This window comes from Pseudomonas sp. S31 (assembly GCF_016648105.1).
Classification (GTDB): domain Bacteria; phylum Pseudomonadota; class Gammaproteobacteria; order Pseudomonadales; family Pseudomonadaceae; genus Aquipseudomonas.
This window is the reverse complement of the sequence record NZ_JACVVE010000033.1, coordinates 33485-54375: the sequence shown is the minus strand read 5'-3', so window position 1 is coordinate 54375 and position 20891 is coordinate 33485. Positions and strand designations below refer to the sequence as shown.

19 protein-coding genes are annotated in these 20891 nt (G+C 64.9%); 9 read left to right on the top strand and 10 right to left on the bottom strand.

The features are described from left to right. Positions 1–2 precede the first annotated feature (2 nt). The 4 genes from IAE37_RS21625 to IAE37_RS21610 are packed head-to-tail and all read left to right on the top strand — an operon-like array spanning position 3 to position 3317. A complete protein-coding gene (locus IAE37_RS21625) occupies positions 3–575 on the top strand; it encodes a cupin domain-containing protein (RefSeq protein ID WP_201176811.1) in 573 nt (190 codons plus the stop codon). Next, positions 572–1564, top strand: coding sequence for a fumarylacetoacetate hydrolase family protein (locus IAE37_RS21620; protein WP_201176809.1), 993 nt, complete (start codon positions 572–574; stop codon positions 1562–1564). Before IAE37_RS21625 ends, IAE37_RS21620 begins: the two co-directional genes overlap by 4 nt. Beyond that, positions 1555–2541 (top strand): NAD-dependent epimerase/dehydratase family protein, encoded by a 987-nt coding sequence (locus IAE37_RS21615; RefSeq protein ID WP_201176807.1) that lies wholly within the window; start codon positions 1555–1557, stop codon positions 2539–2541. The genes IAE37_RS21620 and IAE37_RS21615 overlap by 10 nt, the downstream gene beginning before the upstream one ends. Then, on the top strand, positions 2538–3317 hold the full coding sequence (locus IAE37_RS21610; protein WP_201176805.1) for a cyclase family protein: 780 nt from the start codon (positions 2538–2540) through the stop codon (positions 3315–3317). The genes IAE37_RS21615 and IAE37_RS21610 overlap by 4 nt, the downstream gene beginning before the upstream one ends. 82 nt (positions 3318–3399) lie before the next feature. Here IAE37_RS21610 and IAE37_RS21605 read toward each other — a convergent pair whose 3' ends face one another. The 7 genes from IAE37_RS21605 to gloB all read right to left on the bottom strand — a co-directional run bounded on the left by IAE37_RS21605 (position 3400) and on the right by gloB (position 13199). Then, a complete protein-coding gene (locus IAE37_RS21605; protein ID WP_201176803.1) occupies positions 3400–5010 on the bottom strand; it encodes an ABC transporter ATP-binding protein in 1611 nt (536 codons plus the stop codon). 1 nt (position 5011) lies between these two features. Then, a complete protein-coding gene (locus IAE37_RS21600; RefSeq protein ID WP_201176802.1) occupies positions 5012–6031 on the bottom strand; it encodes an ABC transporter permease in 1020 nt (339 codons plus the stop codon). A 1-nt stretch (position 6032) separates the two neighbouring features. After that, the gene (locus IAE37_RS21595; RefSeq protein WP_201176801.1) at positions 6033–7106 is read right to left on the bottom strand and encodes a microcin C ABC transporter permease YejB; all 1074 of its coding nucleotides are present in this window, start codon (positions 7104–7106) and stop codon (positions 6033–6035) included. A 1-nt stretch (position 7107) separates the two neighbouring features. Beyond that, on the bottom strand, positions 7108–8943 hold the full coding sequence (locus tag IAE37_RS21590) for an extracellular solute-binding protein (protein WP_201176800.1): 1836 nt from the start codon (positions 8941–8943) through the stop codon (positions 7108–7110). Further along, complete coding sequence (locus tag IAE37_RS21585; RefSeq protein WP_201176799.1) at positions 8940–10769, bottom strand: extracellular solute-binding protein; 1830 nt, start codon at positions 10767–10769, stop codon at positions 8940–8942. The genes IAE37_RS21590 and IAE37_RS21585 overlap by 4 nt, the downstream gene beginning before the upstream one ends. Before the next feature lie 119 nt (positions 10770–10888). Further along, a complete protein-coding gene (locus IAE37_RS21580) occupies positions 10889–12319 on the bottom strand; it encodes a lytic transglycosylase domain-containing protein (RefSeq protein WP_201176798.1) in 1431 nt (476 codons plus the stop codon). Between the two features lie 100 nt (positions 12320–12419). After that, a complete protein-coding gene (gene gloB / locus IAE37_RS21575; protein ID WP_201176797.1) occupies positions 12420–13199 on the bottom strand; it encodes a hydroxyacylglutathione hydrolase in 780 nt (259 codons plus the stop codon). An 85-nt stretch (positions 13200–13284) separates the two neighbouring features. Here gloB and IAE37_RS21570 point away from each other — a divergent pair, with 85 nt between their 5' ends. From IAE37_RS21570 to IAE37_RS21555, 4 genes are all read left to right on the top strand, one after another. Then, positions 13285–14058 carry a class I SAM-dependent methyltransferase gene (locus tag IAE37_RS21570; RefSeq protein WP_201176795.1) on the top strand — a complete coding sequence of 258 codons (774 nt, stop codon included), beginning with the start codon at positions 13285–13287 and terminating at the stop codon, positions 14056–14058. Positions 14059–14071: 13 nt separating this feature from the next. Beyond that, on the top strand, positions 14072–14518 hold the full coding sequence (gene rnhA, locus IAE37_RS21565) for a ribonuclease HI (RefSeq protein ID WP_201176793.1): 447 nt from the start codon (positions 14072–14074) through the stop codon (positions 14516–14518). A gap of 50 nt (positions 14519–14568) precedes the next feature. Continuing rightward, entirely contained in the window at positions 14569–15324 is a 756-nt protein-coding gene (gene dnaQ / locus IAE37_RS21560; protein ID WP_201176791.1) for a DNA polymerase III subunit epsilon, read from the top strand. A 241-nt stretch (positions 15325–15565) separates the two neighbouring features. Then, positions 15566–17815, top strand: a complete 2250-nt coding sequence (locus IAE37_RS21555; RefSeq protein ID WP_201176843.1) for an Orn/Lys/Arg decarboxylase N-terminal domain-containing protein — start codon at positions 15566–15568, stop codon at positions 17813–17815. Here IAE37_RS21555 and IAE37_RS21550 read toward each other — a convergent pair. Then, positions 17799–18017, bottom strand: a complete 219-nt coding sequence (locus IAE37_RS21550; RefSeq protein ID WP_133332120.1) for a hypothetical protein — start codon at positions 18015–18017, stop codon at positions 17799–17801. The two genes, IAE37_RS21555 and IAE37_RS21550, sit on opposite strands and share 17 nt — an antisense overlap. Positions 18018–18174: 157 nt before the next feature. On the opposite strand from IAE37_RS21550, the gene IAE37_RS21545 reads away from it, so the two are divergent. Continuing rightward, positions 18175–18735: an NADPH-dependent FMN reductase gene (locus tag IAE37_RS21545; RefSeq protein WP_201176789.1), complete on the top strand. Its 561-nt coding sequence runs from the start codon at positions 18175–18177 to the stop codon at positions 18733–18735. Between the two features lie 86 nt (positions 18736–18821). On the opposite strand, the gene phnX is transcribed toward IAE37_RS21545, so the two are convergent. Both phnX and IAE37_RS21535 read right to left on the bottom strand, forming a co-directional pair. Beyond that, entirely contained in the window at positions 18822–19649 is an 828-nt protein-coding gene (phnX, locus tag IAE37_RS21540) for a phosphonoacetaldehyde hydrolase (protein WP_201176787.1), read from the bottom strand. 34 nt (positions 19650–19683) lie between these two features. Beyond that, positions 19684–20790, bottom strand: a complete 1107-nt coding sequence (locus IAE37_RS21535) for a 2-aminoethylphosphonate--pyruvate transaminase (protein ID WP_201176785.1) — start codon at positions 20788–20790, stop codon at positions 19684–19686. Between the last annotated feature and the right edge of the window lie 101 nt (positions 20791–20891).

Sequence of the window (20891 nt, the reverse complement as noted above, 5' to 3'; positions counted from 1 at the left end):
ACATGCAATCGCTTCCTGCATTCAAACGTGTGGTCACCGGCCACGATGCCCAGGGCCAGGCAGTCGTCGCCAGTTGTGGCCCGACGCCGAACAACTTCCCGCTCAACGCGGTGCCGGGCACCTTGTTCTACGAGGTCTGGAACAGTGTCGGCAGCCCGGCGCCGCTGAATAACGGCGACGACCCGACCGCCCAGCCGCTGCAACTGAGCCCTGGCCCGCTGGGCAGCGTGATCCGTGTGGTGGACATCCCGCCGGACAGCGTGCAGAACCAAGTCAGTGCCGAGGAGGCGGCCGCCGCCTTCGCCGAGATCGGCCAGGCGAGTGCTGGGACCGGCAATGCCGATTCGAAGCACAAGCTGATGCACCGCACCCAGACCCTGGACTACGGCATCGTCACCGAGGGCGAAGTCTGGCTGGTGCTGGACGAAGGCGAAGTCCACCTCAAGCGTGGCGACATCGTGGTCCAGCGCGGCACCAACCACGCCTGGAGCAACCGCAGCGAACAGATGGCGCGGATGGTCTTCATCCTGCTCGATGGGCGCTATGCCGATGACCTGAAGGAGTTGCTGCCATGAAGCTCGCCACGCTCGACGACGGCAGCCGCGATGGCCGCCTGCTGGTGGTGGCCCGTGACCTCGGGCGTGCGGTCGATGCCAGCGACATCGCCAGCAGCTTGCAGGTTGCCCTGGAAAACTGGCCCCAGGTCGAAGCCCGGTTGCAGGCGCTGTACCAGCAGCTCAACGACAACGCGCTCGCCGCTGCCTTCGAACTCGACCCTGCGCAACTGGCCGCGCCCCTGCCACGTGCGAGCCAGTGGCTGGATGGTTCCTGTTTCCTCAGCCATGGCGAGTTGATGCAGAAGGCCTTCAACCTCGAGCCGATCGAGGGTGTCGAGCACACCCCGCTGATCTACCAGGGCGCCAGCGATGACTTCCTTGGCCCTCGCGCCGACATCCCCTTGCCGAGCGAGGCCCACGGCATCGATTTCGAGGGTGAGTTCGCCGTGCTGCTCGATGACGTGCCCATGGGCTGCCCGGCGGAGCAGGCCTTGCAGCATGTGCGTCTGGTCCTGCAGCTCAACGACGTCAGCCTGCGGGCCCTGGCCCCGCGGGAGATGAGGACCGGTTTCGGTTTTCTCCAGGCCAAGCCGGCCAGCAGCTTCGCGCCGGTCGCGGTCACCCCGGATGAACTTGGCGAGGCCTGGCGCGATGGCCGGGTGCACCTGCCGCTGCAGGTGCAGTGGAATGGCGAGTGGTTCGGCCATCCCCATGGCGGCGCCATGCATTTCGGCTTCCACCAGCTGATTGCCCATGCGGCGCTGACCCGGCGTTTGAGTGCCGGTACGCTGATGGGCTCCGGCACCGTTTCCAACGCTGATCGCAGTGTCGGCTCGGCCTGCATTGCCGAGCGTCGTGCCATCGAAACGCTTGCATCCGGTGCGCCGCGTACGGCCTTCATGCGCTTTGGCGACCGGGTGCGAATGGAGGCGCGCGGGCCTGGGGGCGAGGTGCTGTTCGGCGCCATCGACCAGCGGGTGGTGCAGGGAGGCTGGCCATGCGTGTGATGGTCACCGGGGCCAATGGCTTCGTCGGGCGGCTGTTGGTGCGGCGTTTGCTGGAGACCGGCGAGGTGCGCGGGCGGCGGATCGAAGCCTTGCTGGTGCTGGACCAGGCACTGGACGGCCTGCCCGAGGATGCACGCCTGCGTCGGCACCCCGGCAGCGTGACCGACGCGGCCTTGCTGCGCCGGGTGCTGGCCGATGGCGTGGACGTGGTCTTCCACCTGGTCAGCGTGCCGGGCGGTGCTGCCGAGGCGCAGTACGAGCTGGGTTACCAGGTGAACCTGCAAGCCAGCCTCGAGCTGCTCAACCAGTTGCGCAACCGCCATCGTCCGCCAGTGCTGGTGTACGCCAGCAGCGTCGCGGTGTACGGCGGTGAGTTGCCGGGTCGCATGGACGAAGGCCAGCCGGCGTCACCGCAACTGTCGTATGCCGCGCACAAGCGTATGGTGGAAATCGCCCTGCAGGACCTCGCCCGTCGTGGCGAGGTCGATGGGCGCGCCTTGCGCCTGCCCGGCATCGTTGCCCGACCGCGTGAGCCCAATGGCCTGCGCTCGGCGTTCATGAGCGACCTGCTGCACGCTTATGCGGCAGGCGAGGCCTACACCTGCCCGGTGTCGCCCGAGGCGAGCGCCTGGTGGATGTCGGCCCGCTGCTGCGTCGACAACCTGCTGCGCGCCGCCGAACTGGACGACCCTGGCAGCCAGCGCGTCTGGCAGTTGCCGGTGCTGCACCTGAGCATCGCCCAGGTGCTGGCCGGGCTGGCGTCCAGCTTCGGCGCGGGCAACCGCGAGCGCATCACCTTCGATCCTGATCCGCACCTCGAAGCCTTGTTCGGTCGCTATCCACCGCTGCGTACTTCGCTTGCCCGCGAGCTGGGCTTCTGCCACGACGGTTCGGTGGCCGGCCTGCTGCGCAACGCCCTCGACCTGCCGCCACGCCGCAGCAACCGCGCGGTCATCCGCAAAGGAATCCTTGCATGAGCTTGAACACACGTCGTCTGCTGGATCTGTCCGTGACCCTGGACAACAACCCCTACACCGATCCGCCGCCCCTGTTGCCGAAGATCGATTACATGGACCACCAGCAGGGCTGGCCGGAGATGGCCGCGATGTTTCCCGGGCTGCGCAAGGAAGACTTGCCGGGCGATGAGTCCTGGGCGGCTGAGCGCCTGCAGATCACCACCCACAGCGGCACGCACATGGACGCGCCCTGGCATTACGCATCGACCACCGACGGCGGTAAGCCGGCTTTTGGCATCGACGAACTGCCGCTGGAGTGGTGCCTGCAACCGGGGGTGAAGCTGGATTTTCGTGAGATGCCGGATGGCCACGTGGTCACGGCGGCGGAGGTCGAGGCCGAACTTGCGCGGATCGGCCATGAACTGCAGCCATTGGACATCGTGCTGGTGAACACCCGCGCCGGCCGCCTGTTCGGTCAGCCCGGCTATCTCGAAGCCGGGGTGGGGATGGGGCGCGAGGCGACCTTGTACCTGCTGGAGCGCGGGGTGAGGGTGGTCGGCACCGATGCCTGGAGCTGGGATGCGCCGTTCAAATACACCCGCGAGCGCTTCAATGAAACGGGGGATGCCTCGCTCATCTGGGAGGGGCACAAGGCCGGGCGGGATATCGGGTATGGGCAGATGGAGAAATTGGCCAACCTGGAGCAATTGCCGGATCACGGTTTTCTGGTCAGTTGCTTTCCCTACAAGATCCGTCGTGCGTCGGCCGGGTTTGTTCGGGCGGTGGCGATTTTGTAGAGGGGTGTGCGCTTTAGCCTTGCAGTGTCGCTGATATCGAGCGCCGCCCGCGCGGCGCTCGATTTGCGCCACCCCACAGATCTCAAGCCGTCGCCTTCACATCCAGAAACGCCGCCTCCAGCAATTGCCGGGTATACGGATGTTGCGGCGCATGGAAGATCGCCTGGGCATCACCTTGTTCCACCACATGCCCATGGCGGATCACCATCAACTGATGGCTCAGCGCCTTGACCACCGCCAGGTCATGGCTGATGAACAGGTAGGTCAGGTTGTACTTCTGCTGCAGGTTGCGCAGTAGCTCCACCACCTGCCGTTGCACCGTGCGGTCCAGCGCCGAGGTCGGCTCGTCGAGCAGGATCAGTGCCGGCTTGAGCACCAGGGCGCGGGCGATGGCGATGCGTTGACGCTGGCCGCCGGAAAATTCATGGGGGTAGCGATGCCGAGTGCGTGGGTCCAGGCCCACTTCCTCCAGCGCCGCGACGATGGCCGCTTCCTGCTCCTGGGGCGTGCCGATGCGGTGGATGCGCAAGCCTTCACCAACGATCTCCGCCACCGACATGCGTGGGCTGAGGCTGCCGAACGGGTCCTGGAACACCACCTGCATTTCCCGCCGCAGGGGACGCACTTGCTTCTGGTTCATGCCCTCCAGCGCCTGGCCATGGAAGCGGATGCCGCCCTTGCTGGCGATCAGCCGCAGAATCGCCAGGCCCAGGGTCGACTTGCCCGAGCCACTCTCGCCGACGATGCCCAGGGTCTGGCCCTGGGGCAGGCTGAAGTTGATACCATCCACCGCCTTCACATGGTCGACCGTCTTGCGCAGCAGGCCCTTCTTGATCGGGAACCAGACCTTGAGGTCGTCCACCTCCAGCAGCGGTGCGCCGACCGGGTTGTGCGCCGGCAGCCCGCTGGGCTCGGCGTTGATCAGCATCTGCGTGTAGTGATGCTGCGGCGCGCTGAACAGCGTCGCGCAGTCGGCCTGCTCGACGATCTGCCCGCGCTGCATCACGCACACGCGGTGGGCGATGCGCCGCACCAGGTTGAGGTCGTGGCTGATCAGCAGCAGGGCCATGCCCAGGCGCGCCTGCAGCTCTTTGAGCAGGTCGAGGATCTTCAACTGCACGGTCACGTCCAGCGCCGTGGTCGGTTCGTCGGCGATCAGCAACTCGGGCTCGTTGGCCAGGGCCATGGCGATCATCACCCGTTGCCGCTGGCCGCCGGACAGCTCGTGGGGCAGAGCCTTGAGGCGCTTGCGGGGTTCGGGAATGCCGACCATCTCCAGCAGCTCGAGGGTGCGCGCGGTGGCTTGCTTGGCGGTCAGCCCCTTGTGCAGCAGGAGGATTTCGTTGATCTGTTTCTCGATGCTGTGCAGCGGGTTCAGCGAGGTCATCGGCTCCTGGAAGATCATCGCGATGCGGTCGCCACGGATCCGCTGCATGGCCTTCTCGCCCTGCTGCAGCAGGTCCTTGCCCTGGTAGCCGATGCTGCCGCTGGGATGGCGGGCGAGCGGGTAGGGCAGCAGGCGCAGGATCGAGTGGGCGGTGACCGACTTGCCCGAGCCGCTCTCGCCCACCAGTGCCAGGGTCTCGCCCTTGCGGATGTCGAAGCTGATGCCATCGACCACGCGGTTGACGTGCTCGCCGGTGACGAACTCCACCGCCAGGTCGCGCACTTCGATCAGGTTCTGTTCACTCATATCACTTCCTCGGGTCGAAGGCATCGCGGGCGGATTCGCCGATGAACACCAGCAGGCTCAACATGATCGCCAGCACGGCGAAGGCGCTGATACCCAGCCACGGGGCTTGCAGGTTGGACTTGCCCTGGGCCACCAGTTCACCCAGCGACGGCGCGCCCGGCGGCAGGCCGAAGCCGAGGAAGTCCAGTGCGGTGAGGGTGCCGATGGCCCCGGTGAGGATGAACGGCATGAAGGTCATGGTCGAGATCATCGCGTTGGGCAGGATATGCCGGTACATGATCGCGCCATTGCGCATGCCCAGGGCGCGGGCGGCGCGCACGTACTCGAGGTTGCGCCCGCGGAGGAACTCGGCGCGCACCACGTCCACCAGGCTCATCCACGAGAACAGCAGCATGATGCCCAGCAGCCACCAGAAGTTGGGCTGCACGAAGCTGGCCAGGATGATCAGCAGGTACAGCACCGGCAGGCCCGACCAGATCTCCAGGAAGCGCTGCCCTGCCAGGTCGACCCAGCCGCCGTAGAAGCCCTGCAAGGCACCGGCGATCACGCCTATGATCGAGCTCAGGATGGTCAGCGTCAGGGCGAACAGCACCGACACGCGGAAGCCATAGATCACCCGGGCCAGCACGTCGCGGCCCTGGTCGTCGGTGCCCAGCCAGTTGTCCGCCGAGGGCGGCGCCGGGGCGGGTACGCGCAGGTCGTAGTTGATGCTCTGGTAGCTGAAGGGGATCGGCGCCCACAGCACGAAGCTGTCTTTCTTGGCCAGCAGTTCGCGGATGTACGGGCTCTTGTAGTTGGCCTCGAGCGGGAACTCGCCGCCGAAGGTGGTTTCCGGGTAGCGCTTGAACGCCGGGAAGTACCATTCGCCGTCGTAGCGCACGGCGATCGGCTTGTCGTTGGCGATCAGCTCGGCACCCAGGCTCAGGCCGAACAGGATGAGAAACAACCACAGCGACCACCAGCCGCGGCGGTTGGCCTTGAAGCGCTCGAAGCGCCGGCGGTTGAGAGGGGACAAGGCCATGTCAGTGCTCCCGGCTGGCGAAGTCGATGCGCGGATCGACCAGGGTGTAGGTGAGGTCGCCGATCAGTTTCACCACCAACCCCAGCAGGGTGAAGATGAACAGGGTGCCGAACACCACCGGGTAGTCACGGTTGATGGCCGCCTCGAAGCTCATCAGGCCCAGGCCGTCGAGCGAGAAGATCACTTCGATGAGCAGGGAACCTGTGAAGAAGATGCCGATGAACGCCGAGGGGAAGCCGGCGATCACCAATAGCATGGCATTGCGGAACACATGGCCGTACAACACCCGCGGTCGGCTCAGGCCCTTGGCCTTGGCGGTGACCACGTACTGCTTGTTGATCTCGTCGAGGAAGCTGTTCTTGGTCAGCAGGGTCATGGTGGCGAAGTTGCCGATCACCAGTGCGGTGATCGGCAGCACCAGGTGCCAGAAGTAGTCGAGGACCTTGCCGGTGGTGCTCAGCTCGTCGAAGTTGTTCGAGGTCAGCCCGCGCAACGGGAACCAGTCGAAGTAGCTGCCGCCGGCGAACAGCACGATCAGCAGGATGGCGAACAGGAACGCGGGGATGGCGTAGCCGACGATGATCGCCGAGCTGGTCCAGACGTCGAAATGGCTGCCGTGGCGCACCGCCTTGGCGATGCCCAGGGGGATCGATACCAGGTACATGATCAGCGTGCTCCACAGCCCCAGCGAGATCGACACCGGCATCTTCTCGACGATCAGGTCGATGACCTTGGCATCGCGGAAGAAACTGTCGCCGAAGTCGAGCCGGGCGTAGTTCTTGATCATGATCCACAGCCGCTCCGGTGGCGACTTGTCGAAGCCGTACATCTTCTCGATCTCGGCCACCAGCGCCGGGTCGAGGCCTTGCGCGCCGCGGTAGTTGGAGCCGGCCACCGAGACCTCGGCACCGCCGCCGGCGATGCGGCTGGTGGCGCCCTCGAAGCCCTCCAGCTTGGCGATCATCTGCTCGACCGGGCCCCCGGGGGCGGCCTGGACGATGACGAAGTTGATGATCAGGATGCCGAACAGGGTCGGGATGATCAGCAGCAGGCGCCGCAGGATGTAGGCCAGCATGTCAGTTCGCCTCGGTCGTGGGGGCTTCGGTGACGGCAGGCGTCACGTTGGGCTTGATCCACCAGGTGTCGATGCCGACATCGTACTTGGGCGATACCTTGGGGTGGCCGATGTGGTTCCAGTAGGCCACGCGCCAGGTCTTGATGTGCCAGTTGGGAATCACGTAGTAGCCCCACAGCAGCACGCGGTCGAGCGCCCGGGTGTGGTCGATCAGGTTCTGCCGCGAGTCGGCGTTGATCAGTTGCTCCACCAGTTGGTCGATGGCAGGGTCGCGCAGGCCGATGAAGTTGCGGCTGCCGGGGTTGTCGGCGGCGGCGCTGCTCCAGTACTCGCGCTGCTCGTTGCCGGGCGAACTGGACTGCGGGAAGCCGCCGACGATCATGTCGAAGTCACGCGAGCGCAGGCGATTGATGTACTGGGAAACGTCGACACGGCGAATGTTCAGCTCGATACCGAGGTCGGCGAGGTTGCGCTTGAACGGCAGCAGCACGCGCTCGAACTCGGTCTGCACGAGGAGGAACTCGATGCTCACCGGCTTGCCCTGGGTATCGACCATCTTGTCGTTGGCGATCTTCCAGCCGGCTTCCTGCAACAGCTGGTAGGCCTTGCGTTGCTGGTCGCGAATCATGCCGCTGCCGTCGCTGACCGGGTTGTGGAACGCTTCGCTGAAGGCCTTGTCGGGAACCTTGCCGCGCAACGGTTCGAGGATTTTCAGCTCGTCGCTGCTGGGCAGGCCGCGGGCGGCCATCTCGGAGTTCTCGAAGTAGCTGGCGGTGCGGGTGTAGGCGCCGTTGAACAGCTGCTTGTTGGTCCACTCGTAGTCCAGCAGCAGGCTCAGCGCCTCGCGCACGCGCACATCCTGGAACACCGGCCGGCGCAGGTTGAAGACGAAGCCCTGCATGCCAGTAGGGTTGCCGTTGGGCAACTCTTCCTTGATCAGGCGGCCGTCGCGCACGGGCGGGACGTTATAGGCGGTGGCCCAGTTCTTCGCGCTCAACTCCTGCCAGAAATCGAATGCGCCGGCCTTGAGCGCTTCCAGGGCCACGGTATTGTCGCGGTAGGAGTCGAAGGTCATGAAGTCGAAGTTGTACTGGCCGCGGTTGATCGGCAGGTCCTTGGCCCAGTAGTCCTTGACCCGCTCGTAGCGGATCGAGCGCCCGGGCTTGACCTCGGCGACCTTGTAGGGGCCGCTGCCCAGTGGAATCTCCAGGTTGCCGCGGGCGAAGTCACGGTCCTGGTACCAGTGCTTGGGCAGCACCGGCAGTTGGCCGAGGATCAGCGGCAGCTCGCGGTTGTTCTTGTGCTTGAAGTCGAAGCGCACGCGCAGCGGATCTTCGGCGACCACGTCGGCGACATCGGCATAGTACTGCCGGTACAGCGGCGCACCTTGCTTGACCAGGGCGTTGAAGGTGAACACCACGTCCTCGGCGCGGATCGGGTGGCCGTCGTGGAAGCGCGCTTCTGGGCGCAGGTAGAAACGCACCCAGCTGTTGTCCGGGGCTTTCTCGATCTTGCCGGCGACCAGACCGTATTCGGTGAACGGCTCATCCAGGCTCTGGCGCATCAGGGTGTCGTAGATGATGCTCAGGTTCTCCGCCGCGACGCCCTTGTTGATGTAGGGGTTGAGGCTGTCGAAACCACCGAAGCTGGACTGGCGGAAGGTACCGCCCTTGGGCGCGTCGGGGTTGACGTAGTCGAAGTGCTTGAAGTCGGCCGGGTATTTCGGCGCCTCGTCGTATAGCGTGAGTGCGTGTTGCGGTGCGGCCAGGGCCGGAAGGCTCAGGCAGGCGAGCAGCAGGCTGCCTGCCAGCCGACGCAGGCGGGGCATTGGCGTCATTGGGCTTTCTCCGAAGTCTTGATCCACCAGCTGTTCAGCCCGAGGGTGTAGGGCGGCGTGGTGACGAAGGCGAACCGGTTGCGGTAGGCCAGGCGATGATTGTCGAGGTACCAGTTGGGGATCATGTAGTACTGCCATGAGAGCACGCGGTCCAGGGCGCGAGCGGCGGCAACCTGGTCATCGCGGGTGCGGGCGGCGAGCAAGGTGTCGAGCAGGTGGTCGACCACCGGGTCCTGGACCCCAGCATAGTTTTTGCTGCCCTTGGTCGAGGCCTGGCTCGAATGGAAATACAGCCATTGTTCCAGGCCCGGGCTCAGGGTCTGGTTGAGGGTCATCAGGATCATGTCGAAGTCGAACTGGTCCAGGCGTTGCTTGTATTGGGCTCGGTCCACGGTGCGCAAGTGGGCGTCGATGCCGATGCTTGCGAGGTTTTCGACATAGGGTTGGAGGATACGTTCTAGGTTCGGGTTGACCAGCAGCACTTCCATGCGTAGCTGTCGGCCCTTGGCGTCGACCAGGCGTTGGCCATCGAGCTTCCAGCCGGCCTGGCCGAGCAGCGCCAGCGCCTGACGCAGGGTCTGGCGGTTGATGCCACGGCCATCGGTGTGGCTGACCTGGTAGGGCTGGGTGAACAGCGCGTCTGGCAACTGCTCGCGGAATGGGGCCAGCAGCAGCCACTCCTTGCCGGTGGGCAGGCCGGTGGCGGCGAATTCGCTGTTGGGGTAGTAGCTGGTCGAGCGGCGGTAGGCGCTGCTGAACAGGGCACGGTTGGTCCACTCGAAATCCAGCATCAGGCCCAGGGCCTGGCGCACGCGGGCATCGCTGAAGGTGGCCCGGCGGCTGTTCATGAACAGGCCCTGGGTCTGGGTCGGGATGCGGTGCGGGATCTGCGCCTTGATCACCTCGCCACGGCGCACGGCCGGGAAGGTGTAGCCGTTGGCCCAGTTCTTGGCCTGGTGCTCGATATAGATGTCGAACTCGCCGGCCTTGAACGCCTCGAACGCCACTGTCGCGTCACGGTAGAACTCGTACTCGACGCGGTTGAAGTTGTATTTGCCGCGGTTGACCGCCAGGTCCTTGCCCCAGTAGTTCTTCACTCGCTCGAACACCAGGCGCCGCCCGGGCTGCACCTCGGTGATGCGGTAAGGGCCGCTGCCCAGTGGGGGGGTGAAGGTGGTGGCCTTGAAGTCGCGGTCTTGCCAGTAGTGCTTGGGCAGCACCGGCATTTCGCCCAGGCGCAGGATCAGCAACGGGTTGCCGGCACGCTTGAAGACGAAGCGGATGCGCAGGGGGCCGAGAATGTCGACGCGGGCGACTTCCTGCAGGTTGGTGCGGTAGATCGGATGGCCGTCCTTGAGCAGGGTACGGTAGGAAAAAGCTACATCCGCTGAAGTAATCGGCTTGCCATCATGCCAGTGCGCTTCCGGGCGCAGATTGAACACCACCCAGCTGCGGTCCTCGCTGTACTCCACCGAGCGGGCGATCAGGCCATAGCTGGAGGTGGCCTCGTCGCCGGAGGGATCGTATTGGCCGGTGCCGACCATCAGCGTTTCGTTCAGTTCGCTGACGCCATACTGCAGGAAGTTGGGCGTGGTGACCGGGCTGGTGCCCTTGAAGGTATAGGGGTTGAGCGTGTCGAAAGTGCCGAATGCCATGGCCCGCAAGGTGCCGCCCTTGGGCGCTTGCGGATTGACCCAGTCGAAATGGGTGAATGTGGCTGGGTACTTGAGCGTGCCGAACTGCGCGTATCCGTGGCTTTCGCTCACCATCGCGGCTGCGGGAAAGCTCAAGGCCAGGCTGAGGGACAGCAGGAGGGGACGTATCAAGTCGGCATCCGATCCAGGGGCGTTGGGCTTTGGTCGGAGTACAGTAACAGCTTGGCGGGGTTGGAAAAAGAGAGGCGGGGAGGGGAATTCCAGGGGCTGCGAGGCAGCCCCGGGGGGCATCAGTGCGACAGGTAGACGGTCAGCGTCTGGCCGGGCTTGAGCGCGTGGCCGCTGCGAGGGTTCCAGCGCTTGAGGTGCTTCATCTCGACATTGAAACGTTTGGCAACCAAGTAGAGCGAGTCACCCTTGCGCACCTTGTACTGGGTGGAGCGCTTGCCAGAGGCGGCCACGCGGTTGCCGGCGGCGCTTGGCGCATTGCCGCCACGCAGGGCGAGCACCTGGCCGGCCTTGACGCGATTGCCTGGCAGCTTGTTCCAACGTTGGATGTCCTTGACCGAAACCCGATTGGCCTTGGCGATGGTGCTCAGGTTGTCGCCACGCTTGACCCGATAGCTGCGTGCGGTCGCCGGAGCCTTGCTTTCGGCCACTGCGCGGGCGAACACCGCTTTGTTCGGTTGCAGGCTGAGCAGCTGCTCGGGCTTGAGGTTGGAGAGGCTGTCGCTGAGCAACTGGGCCTTGGCGGTCGGCACCAGCAGTTGCTTGGGGCCATCCACGGTCATGCGCTTCTTGAACGCCGGGTTGAGTTGGATCAGCTCGTCTTCGTCGATGTTGGCGAAAGCGGCGACACGCGACAGGTCGAGGCGGTCGTTGATCGCCACTGCTTCGAAGTAGGGCTCGTTGGCGATCGGTGTGAGGTTGACGCCGTAGGCCTCTGGAGTAGACACCACCTGGGACAGTGCCAGCAGTTTAGGCACGTAGTCGCGGGTTTCCTGCGGAAGGGGCAGGTTCCAGTAGTCGGTGGGCAGGCCGAGCCGTTCGTTGCGCTCGATGGCTCGGCTGACGGTGCCTTCGCCGGCGTTGTAGGCGGCCAGGGCGAGCAACCAGTCGCCGTTGAACATGTCGTGCAGGCGGCTCAGGTAGTCCAGCGCCGCGTTGGTCGAGGCGGTAACGTCACGGCGGCCATCGTAGAAGTTGGTTTGCCGCAGGTTGAAATGGCGTCCGGTGGAGGGGATGAATTGCCACATGCCTGCGGCATGGGCACGGGAATACGCCATCGGGTTGTAGGCGCTCTCGATGGCCGGAAGCAGGGCAAGCTCCAGCGGCATGTCACGTTCTTCGAGGCGTTCGACGATGTAGTGCAGGTACAGGCTGCCGCGCTCGCTGGCGTTCTCGAGGAACGAGGGGTTGCTGGCGAACCACAGACGTTGTTGCTCGATACGCGGATTGACGTCGATGCTGTCCTGCAGGGCGAAGCCCTGGCGCATACGTTCCCAGACATCCTGCGGCGCCTGTTCGACCGGCTTGACCACGAGCGTCTGGGGCTTGTGCTTGATCCGCGCCTGGTAGCTGTGTGCGCGAACGCTGTCGGATTCGTCGAGCTGACGGGTGCTCTGGCAGCCCACCAGGGTGGCGGCCAGGGCCAGCGCACTGACCTGGGCCAGGCGCGTCAAGGCGACGGAATGAGAGGTTCTGCGGCTACGGGAAGACATCGGCGGGGACAGTTATCCGGGCAAAAAATTTCGGCGATTCTAGAAACCGCTCCCGGCCGGGTCAACCTTTGACCGCCTCGCACGATATATCTTGGGGTTATCAGAAGGTGTCCTTCCAAGACCTCAAGGCAGCAAAAACAGCGGCTTGGCTTGTATTGGAAAGCCCCTTCCATTCGTCTGCTTTTTGTTTAACGGATGTTTCAGCGGTGCGCAGGAAGGGGTTGGTCTGGCGCTCGAGGCCGATCGTTGATGGCAATGTGATGCGATCGTCGGCGCGCAGTCGGGTAACGTCTTCGAACCGTTGGGCAACGTGCGGATTTTCCGGCTCGACCGCCCTGGCGAAACGCAGGTTGCTGAGGGTGTACTCGTGGGCGCAGTAGACCTGGGTTGCCGTCGGCAGGGCAGCAAGGCGGGCGAGGGCGGGCTGCATCTGCTCGGGGGTGCCTTCGAACATGCGCCCACAGCCGGCGGCGAACAGCGTGTCGCCACTGAACAGCAATGGGGTGGGGGTCAGCGCAGTGTAGTAGGCGATATGGCCGAGGGTGTGGCCAGGTACCGCCAGTACGTCGAAGGTCAGGCCGAGCACTTCGACCTGGTCCAGGTCGTCCAGGGCCAGGTCGCGGGCGGGAATCCGTTCGTTGGCCGGGCCGCAGACACGCGCACCGGTGCGCAGCTTGAGGCGTTCGACCCCGCCGACGTGGTCGTGGTGGTGGTGGGTGACCAGGATGTCAGTCAGGGTCCAGTCGGGGTGGGCATCGAGCCAGGCTTCCACCGGGCCGGCGTCACCCGGATCGACCACCGCACAGCGGCGTTTGGCAGTATCCTGTAACAACCAGATGTAGTTGTCGGAGAAAGCGGGTAGTGCGTCGATCTGTATCATGGTGCGGATCCGATTCGCCAAGCGTGGGACATGAAGGCATCTTAGCCGCGATGGCGCGGGGCGAGAACCTTCGAGGGAGAACGCAATGACCGACCAAGCCTTTGCCCAGGCCGACCCGGAGTGGGTCAAGCTGATCAGCCTGGCCCGTGAGTGGTTCGACGGGCCGATCGGGCAACTGATGTTGAAAGAAGAGGAAAAACTCCTCGAAGAGGAGCTCGGCCGGTTCTTCGGCGGCTACCTGGTGCACTACGGGCCTTGTGCCGATGCGCCGCCCACTGCACCCCAGGTGCAGCGCAACGTGCGCCTGGGCGCGCCGTTGCCGGGGGTCGAGATCGTCTGCGAGGAACAAGCCTGGCCGCTGGGTGAGCACGCTGCCGACGTGGTGGTGCTGCAGCATGGCCTGGACTTCAGCCTGTCGCCCCATGGCCTGCTGCGTGAGGCGGCCAGTGCCGTGCGTCCTGGCGGACATCTGCTGATCGTCGGCATCAACCCCTGGAGCAGCTGGGGCATGCGCCATTTCTTCAGCCACGGTGCCTTGCGCAAGGCGCGCTGCATCTCCGCCTCGCGGGTGGGCGACTGGCTCAATCTGCTGGGCTTCGCGCTGGAGAAACGCCGCTTCGGGTGCTATCGTCCGCCGCTTGCCTCGCCGGCCTGGCAGCAACGCCTGGCCGGTTGGGAGCGGGTCGCTGGCGCGCGACAGAGCGCGGGCGGCGGCGTCTACCTGCTGGTGGCGCGCAAGATGGTGGTCGGCCTGCGGCCCCTGCGTCCGCAGCGCCGCGAGCCGATGGGCAAGCTGTTGCCGCTGCCGTTGGCCAAGGTCAATCGCGGTGCAGTAGAGCCGGATTCCGAAAAGCACTGAACATGAGTGGTACATGAGCGATAACGTCGAGATCTACACCGATGGTGCCTGCAAGGGTAATCCTGGCCCAGGTGGCTGGGGTGCCTTGATCGTCTACAAAGGCGTCGAGAAAGAGTTGTGGGGCGGCGAACGCGAGACCACCAACAACCGCATGGAGCTGATGGCCGCGATCCAGGGCTTGATGGCCCTCAAGCGCGAATGCGAGGTGCTGCTGACCACCGACTCGCAATACGTGATGAAGGGCATCAATGAGTGGATGGTCAACTGGAAGAAGCGCGGCTGGAAGACCGCCGCCAAGGAGCCGGTGAAGAACGCCGACCTCTGGCAGCAGCTCGACGAGCAGGTCAACCGGCACAAGGTGACGTGGAAATGGGTTCGTGGCCATATCGGTCATCCCGGTAACGAACGTGCCGACCAATTGGCCAACCGTGGTGTCGACGAGGTGCGCGGCAAGCGCTGAGCTGCGGTACAATCCCCGGCTTTGTCACCGATTCAACGTGGAGTCTGCGCGTGGAGCAGCAGCAAGATAAGCGGTTCGTGATTCTCGACACCGAAACCACCGGCATGCCGGTGACCGAAGGCCACCGCATCATCGAGATCGGCTGCGTCGAGGTCATTGGTCGGCGCCTGACCGGGCGGCACTTTCACGTCTACCTGCAGCCGGACCGCGAGAGTGACGAGGGCGCGATCAACGTCCACGGCATCACCGACGCGTTCCTGATCGGCAAGCCGCGCTTCGGCGAGGTGGCCGAGGAATTCTTCGAATTCATCCAGGGTGCCACCCTGGTCATCCACAACGCGGCGTTCGACGTCGGCTTCATCAACAACGAGTTCGCCTTGCTGGGGCAGGCTGACCGCGCCGACATCTCGCAGCACTGCACCATCCTCGATACCCTGCTGCTGGCGCGGGCCCGTCACCCGGGGCAGCGCAACAGCCTCGACGCCCTGTGCAAACGCTACGATATCGACAACTCCGGCCGTGAACTGCACGGCGCACTGCTCGACTCCGAGTTGCTGGCCGACGTCTACCTGGCGATGACCGGTGGCCAGACCAGTCTGTCGCTGGCTGGCAATGGTGCCGAAGGTGATGAAGGGCAGGGCAGTGGTGGTAGTGAGATCCGCCGCATCACTGGCCGTGTGCCGGGGCCGGTGATCATGGCCAGTGCCGAGGAGCTCGAAGCCCATGCCGAGCGCCTGGCGGCGATCGCCAAGTCGGCTGGTGGGCCATCGATGTGGCAGGCCTTGAGTGAAACGCCCGCCAGCTGATGGGGCTTCATCGCCGGCACGCCGGGTCCTGCAGATGGACCCCACGGCCACCGGGATTCTGTAGGAGCGGGTTTACCCGCGAACCGGACGCCGCGGTGCATGGCACCGGCAGGGCCGGTGTTCGCGGGTAAACCCGCTCCTACCGGTAATGTGCTGAGCCTGGGTGAATAGGCCAGCACCTGAGGCCGCGCACCTCAACTACCCTGAAGACAACCCCATGTCCTTCGGAGGTAGCCGCCTGATGTACAAGGACCTCAAGTTCCCCATCCTCATCGTCCACCGCGCCATCAAGGCCGACAGCGTGGCCGGTGAACGCATCCGTGGCATCGCCGACGAACTCGCCCAGGACGGTTTCGCCATCATCCAGGCCGCCGACCATGCCGAAGCGCGCCTGGTCGCCGCCACCCACCACGGCCTGGCCTGCATGCTGCTCGCCGCCGAGGGCGCCGGCGACAATACCCACCTGCTGCAGAACATGGCCGAACTCATCGGCCTGGCTCGCCTGCGCGCCCCCGACCTACCGATCTTCGCCCTTGGCGAGCAGGTGACGCTGGAGAATGCCCCGGCCGAGGCCATGAGCGAGCTGAACCAGCTGCGCGGTATCCTTTACCTGTTCGAAGACACCGTACCGTTTCTGGCGCGCCAGGTGGCGCGCGCCGCGCATCGCTACCTCGATGGCCTGCTGCCGCCGTTCTTCAAGGCCCTGGTGCAGCACACCGCGCAGTCCAACTATTCCTGGCACACGCCTGGCCACGGCGGTGGCGTGGCCTACCGCAAGAGCCCGGTGGGCCAGGCGTTCCACCAGTTCTTCGGTGAGAACACCCTGCGCTCGGACCTGTCGGTCTCGGTGCCTGAGCTGGGCTCGCTGCTCGACCACACCGGCCCCCTGGCCGAAGCCGAGGCCCGGGCGGCACGCAATTTCGGCGCTGACCACACGTTCTTCGTCATCAACGGCACCTCCACCGCCAACAAGATCGTCTGGCACGCCATGGTCGGGCGCGACGACCTGGTGCTGGTCGACCGCAACTGCCACAAGTCGGTGGTGCACGCGATCATCATGACCGGGGCGATACCCCTCTACTTGTGCCCCGAGCGTAACGAACTGGGGATCATCGGCCCGATCCCGTTGAGCGAATTCAGCGCCGAGTCGATCCAGGCCAAGGTCCGGGCCAACCCGTTGGCCAAGGGACGCGCGCCGCGCATCAAGCTGGCGGTGGTGACCAACTCCACTTACGACGGCCTGTGTTATCACGCCGGGCTGATCAAGCAAGCCCTGGGCGCCAGCGTCGAGGTACTGCATTTCGACGAAGCCTGGTTCGCCTATGCGGCGTTCCACCCGTTCTTCACTGGGCGCTATGCGATGGGTACCGACTGCGTCGAGGGCAGCCCGCTGGTGTTCAGCACCCATTCCACGCACAAGCTGCTCGCCGCCTTCAGCCAGGCTTCGATGATCCACGTGCAGGAAGGCGCCCAACGCCAGCTGGACCGCGACCGTTTCAACGAAGCGTTCATGATGCATATCTCCACTTCGCCGCAGTACAGCATCATCGCCTCGCTGGACGTGGCCTCGGCGATGATGGAGGGCCCGGCCGGGCGTTCGCTGCTGCAGGAAATGTTCGACGAAGCACTGAGCTTTCGCCGCGCCCTGGCCAACCTGCGCGAGCACCTGGCCGTCGGTGACTGGTGGTTCAGCATCTGGCAACCGCCGGCGGCCGAAGGCAGCCAGCAGCTGGCGGCACAGGACTGGTTGCTGCAGCCGGGGGCGGCCTGGCATGGCTTTGCCGACGTGGCGCCGGACTATGTGCTGCTCGACCCGCTCAAGGTCACCCTGGTGATGCCGGGCTTGAACGCCGGAGGCGTATTGGGCGAGCACGGTATTCCAGCGGCCGTGGTCGGCAAGTTTCTCTGGGAGCGTGGGCTGGTGGTGGAAAAGACTGGCCTGTACAGCTTCCTGGTGCTGTTCTCGATGGGCATCACCAAGGGCAAGTGGAGCACGCTGCTGACCGAGCTGCTGGAGTTCAAGCGCCACTACGACGCCAATACCGCGCTGGGTACGTGCCTGCCGAGCATCGTCGCGGTGGATGCCATGCGCTACCAGGGTCTGGGGCTACGCGACCTGTGTGAACAGTTGCACGACTGCTATAGGGCCAACGCCACGGTCAAGCAGCTGGTGCGCTTGTTCACCTCCTTGCCGGAGGTGGTCATGAGCCCGGCGCAAGCCTACGACCATATGGTCCGTGGCGAGGTCGAGGCCGTTCCGATCGAGGCCTTGCAGGGCCGCATCGCGGCGGTGATGCTGGTGCCGTACCCGCCGGGTATCGCGCTGATCATGCCGGGTGAGCGCTTCACCGAGAAAACCCGGTCGATCCTCGATTACCTGGCCTTCGCCCGCGCCTTCAGCAGCGGCTTCCCCGGCTTCGTCGCCGACGTGCACGGCCTGCAGGCCGAGAACGGTCGCTACACGGTGGATTGCATCAAGGAATGCGAATGATCTCGACGCCGCTCTGGGCCAGCTCGAAGCGGTCTTCACCCAGGTGAGTGACGCGGTCGCCGATGGCCAGGCGGTAGGTGGTGATCGGTGCGCCCAGGGTGCTGCCGTCGGCCTGGAGGGTGGACTCCTGGAACTCGTGCACGGGATAGATGCGGCCTTCGGCGTCACGGGCGTGGAATTGGCCGACCATTACTGCTGCCATTTAGGTGAAAACCTCTGAATTACGTAGGAAATGTCTGCAGGGATAGACCATACAACATACCTGGAAGTTTTCCGTTGCAGGAAAAAAAACCAAGTCGCCGAGCAGTGGTCATCTATAACTACAACGTCTCTTAAGCCAGCAAAGGTTGGAAATCGCCATGACCCAGGTGTATTCGGTAGCGGTAGTCGTCGGCAGCTTGCGCAAGGATTCCTACAATCGCAAGGTGGCCCGTGCCCTTTCAGAGTTGGCGCCGTCGAGCCTGGCGCTGAAGATCGTCGAGATCGGCGATCTGCCGCTGTATAACGAAGATGTCGAGGCCAGCGGTGCGCCCGAGGCCTGGACGCGCTTTCGCGATGAGATCCGCCGCAGCGATGCGGTGCTGTTCGTCACGCCGGAGTACAACCGCTCGGTGCCGGGTGGCCTGAAGAACGCCATCGATGTGGGCTCGCGTCCCTACGGGCAGAGCGCCTGGAGCGGCAAGCCGACGGCAGTGGCGAGTGTGTCGCCCGGGGCCATCGGAGGCTTCGGCGCCAACCATGCGGTGCGCCAGTCGTTGGTGTTCCTCGACATGCCCTGCATGCAGATGCCCGAGGCCTACATCGGTGGGGCGGCGAGCCTGTTCGACGAGGCTGGCAAGTTGAGTGACAAGACCCGGCCGTTCCTGCAGGCCTTCATCGACAAGTTCGCGTCCTGGGTGAAGCTGAATCGGGCGGTCTGATCGTTCAGTATTGCCTGGGCCTGCGCATTCGCGGGTGAACCCGCTCCTACAGGGGCGGTGTGGAACCTGCGAATGCGCTGGGTCTGTCAGAACGCTTGTGGCATCTCGCCCCGCGCCAACCGGCGGTTGATGTCAGCCACCACCTCGGGCAGCTCGTTGATGGTGTCGATCAGGTAATGCGGGCGCGACCCCGCGAACAGTGCGTGAATCCGCTTGCGTTCGCTCTGCAGCTGCTCCGCGTCCAGTGCCTGATAGCCTTCCCAGGTCAACCCCAAGGCATTGCCCGAGCACACCAGCGCCACGGTCCACATTCCCGCGCGGCGACCTTCGAGAATGCCCGGCACGGTGTCGTCGACCTTGACGCAGGCCGCCACGTCGTCAATGCCCAGGGCGATCACGTTGGCCAGGGCCTGGGCCGGCCATGGGCGGCCATTCGGGGTCTCGTCGGTGGCCACCACGTGGTCGGCGACGTAGCCATTCTGCGCGGCCAGTTCCACCACCTTGTCCATCACCACCTTCGGGTAGCCCGAGCACGAGCCGATCTTCAGGCCGTCCTGGCGCAGGCCGGTGAGGGTGTCCAAGGCGCCGGGGATCAGCGCCGAATGCACGGCGATCTTCTCGATCTGCAGCGGCATGAAGCGGTTGTAGATGGCGGTCACGTCATCGTCGGTGGGCGTGCGGCCGAACACCTTGCGGTAGCGCTCGGCGATCTCCGGCACGTCGCACAAGGTGCGGATATGGTCCCACTTGCCCATGCCCATGGGGCCACGGGCTTCCTCGATGGACACCTGCACATCGAATTCGGCGAAGGCCTCGACGAAGATCTGGGTCGGGGCGAACGAGCCGAAGTCGACCACGGTGCCGGCCCAGTCGAGGATGGCGGCTTGCAGCTGGGTGGGGTTGCTGTAGTTCATGTGCGCGTGTTCCTGAAATTGGGTGGCGAAAGGGTCAGATGTCCAGCACTTCCATTTCCCGCAGCACCTCGGCCACGGCGTCGACGGCGGCCTGCATGCCTGCGGCACCGACCACGCCGATGCAACCGACGCGGAAGGTCTCGACCTGGGTCAGCTTGCCCGGGTAGAGGATGAAGCCCTTGGCCTTGACCCGCTCGTAGAAGTCCTTGAACTGGTAACGGGCGTCGTTCGGCGCGTGGAAGGTGACGATGATCGGCGCCTGGATCTCGGTCGGCAGGAAACTGCGCAGGCCGATGGCGGCCATGCCGTCGAGCAGGGTCTTGCAGTTATCGGCGTAGCGTTGGTGGCGGGCGGCGAGGCCACCTTCCTCGTTGTATTGCGCCAGCGCCTCGTGCAGGGCGGCGACCACATGGGTCGGCGGCGTGAAGCGCCACTGGCCGGTCTTGGCCATGTAGGCGTGCTGGTCGTGCAGGTCCATGGCCAGCGAGTGGGCGTTGCCCTCGGCAGCCGCCAGGGCGTTTTTCTCGGCGAACACGAAGCCCATGCCCGGTACGCCTTCGAGGCACTTGCCGGAGGCGGCGATCAGCGCCTCGAACGGTACCTGACGGGCATCGATCGGCAGCGCGCCGAACGAACTCATGGCGTCGATGAGCAGGCGTTTGCCGTGGCGCTTGACCACCTGGGCGATCTCCGGCAACGGGTTGAGGATGCCGGTGCTGGTTTCGCAGTGGATCAGCGCCACGTGGGTCACGGCCGGGTCGGCGGCCAGCAGGCGGTCGACGTCTTCGGCGGTGGTCGGCTGGTCCTCGGCGGTCTCGAAGGTGCTGTAGGCGCGGCCGAGGACCTTGCAGATCTTCGCCAGACGCTGGCCGTAGGCGCCGTTGATCAGCACCAGCACCTTGCCGTCGCGCGGCACCAGGGTGCCGATCGCGGCCTCCACGGCGAAGGTGCCGCTGCCTTGCAGGGGCACGCAGTGGTGACTGGCGCTGGCGTCCAGGATCGCCAGCAGTTGCTCGCAGACGCTGGCGGTCAGTTGGTTGAAGTCGCGGTCCCAGGAACCCCAGTCCACCAGCATGGCCTGGCGGGTGCGGATGGACGTGGTCAGTGGGCCGGGGGTCAGCAGAATCGGGGCGTTGCTCATTCCGTGGTTCCTCGCGAGCGGTGGGCTGAATCTATGGCGCTCAGGTTGCAATTCCCCGGGTTATCAATCAAATTGTTTGTCGTTATGCCAGTCATAAGTCA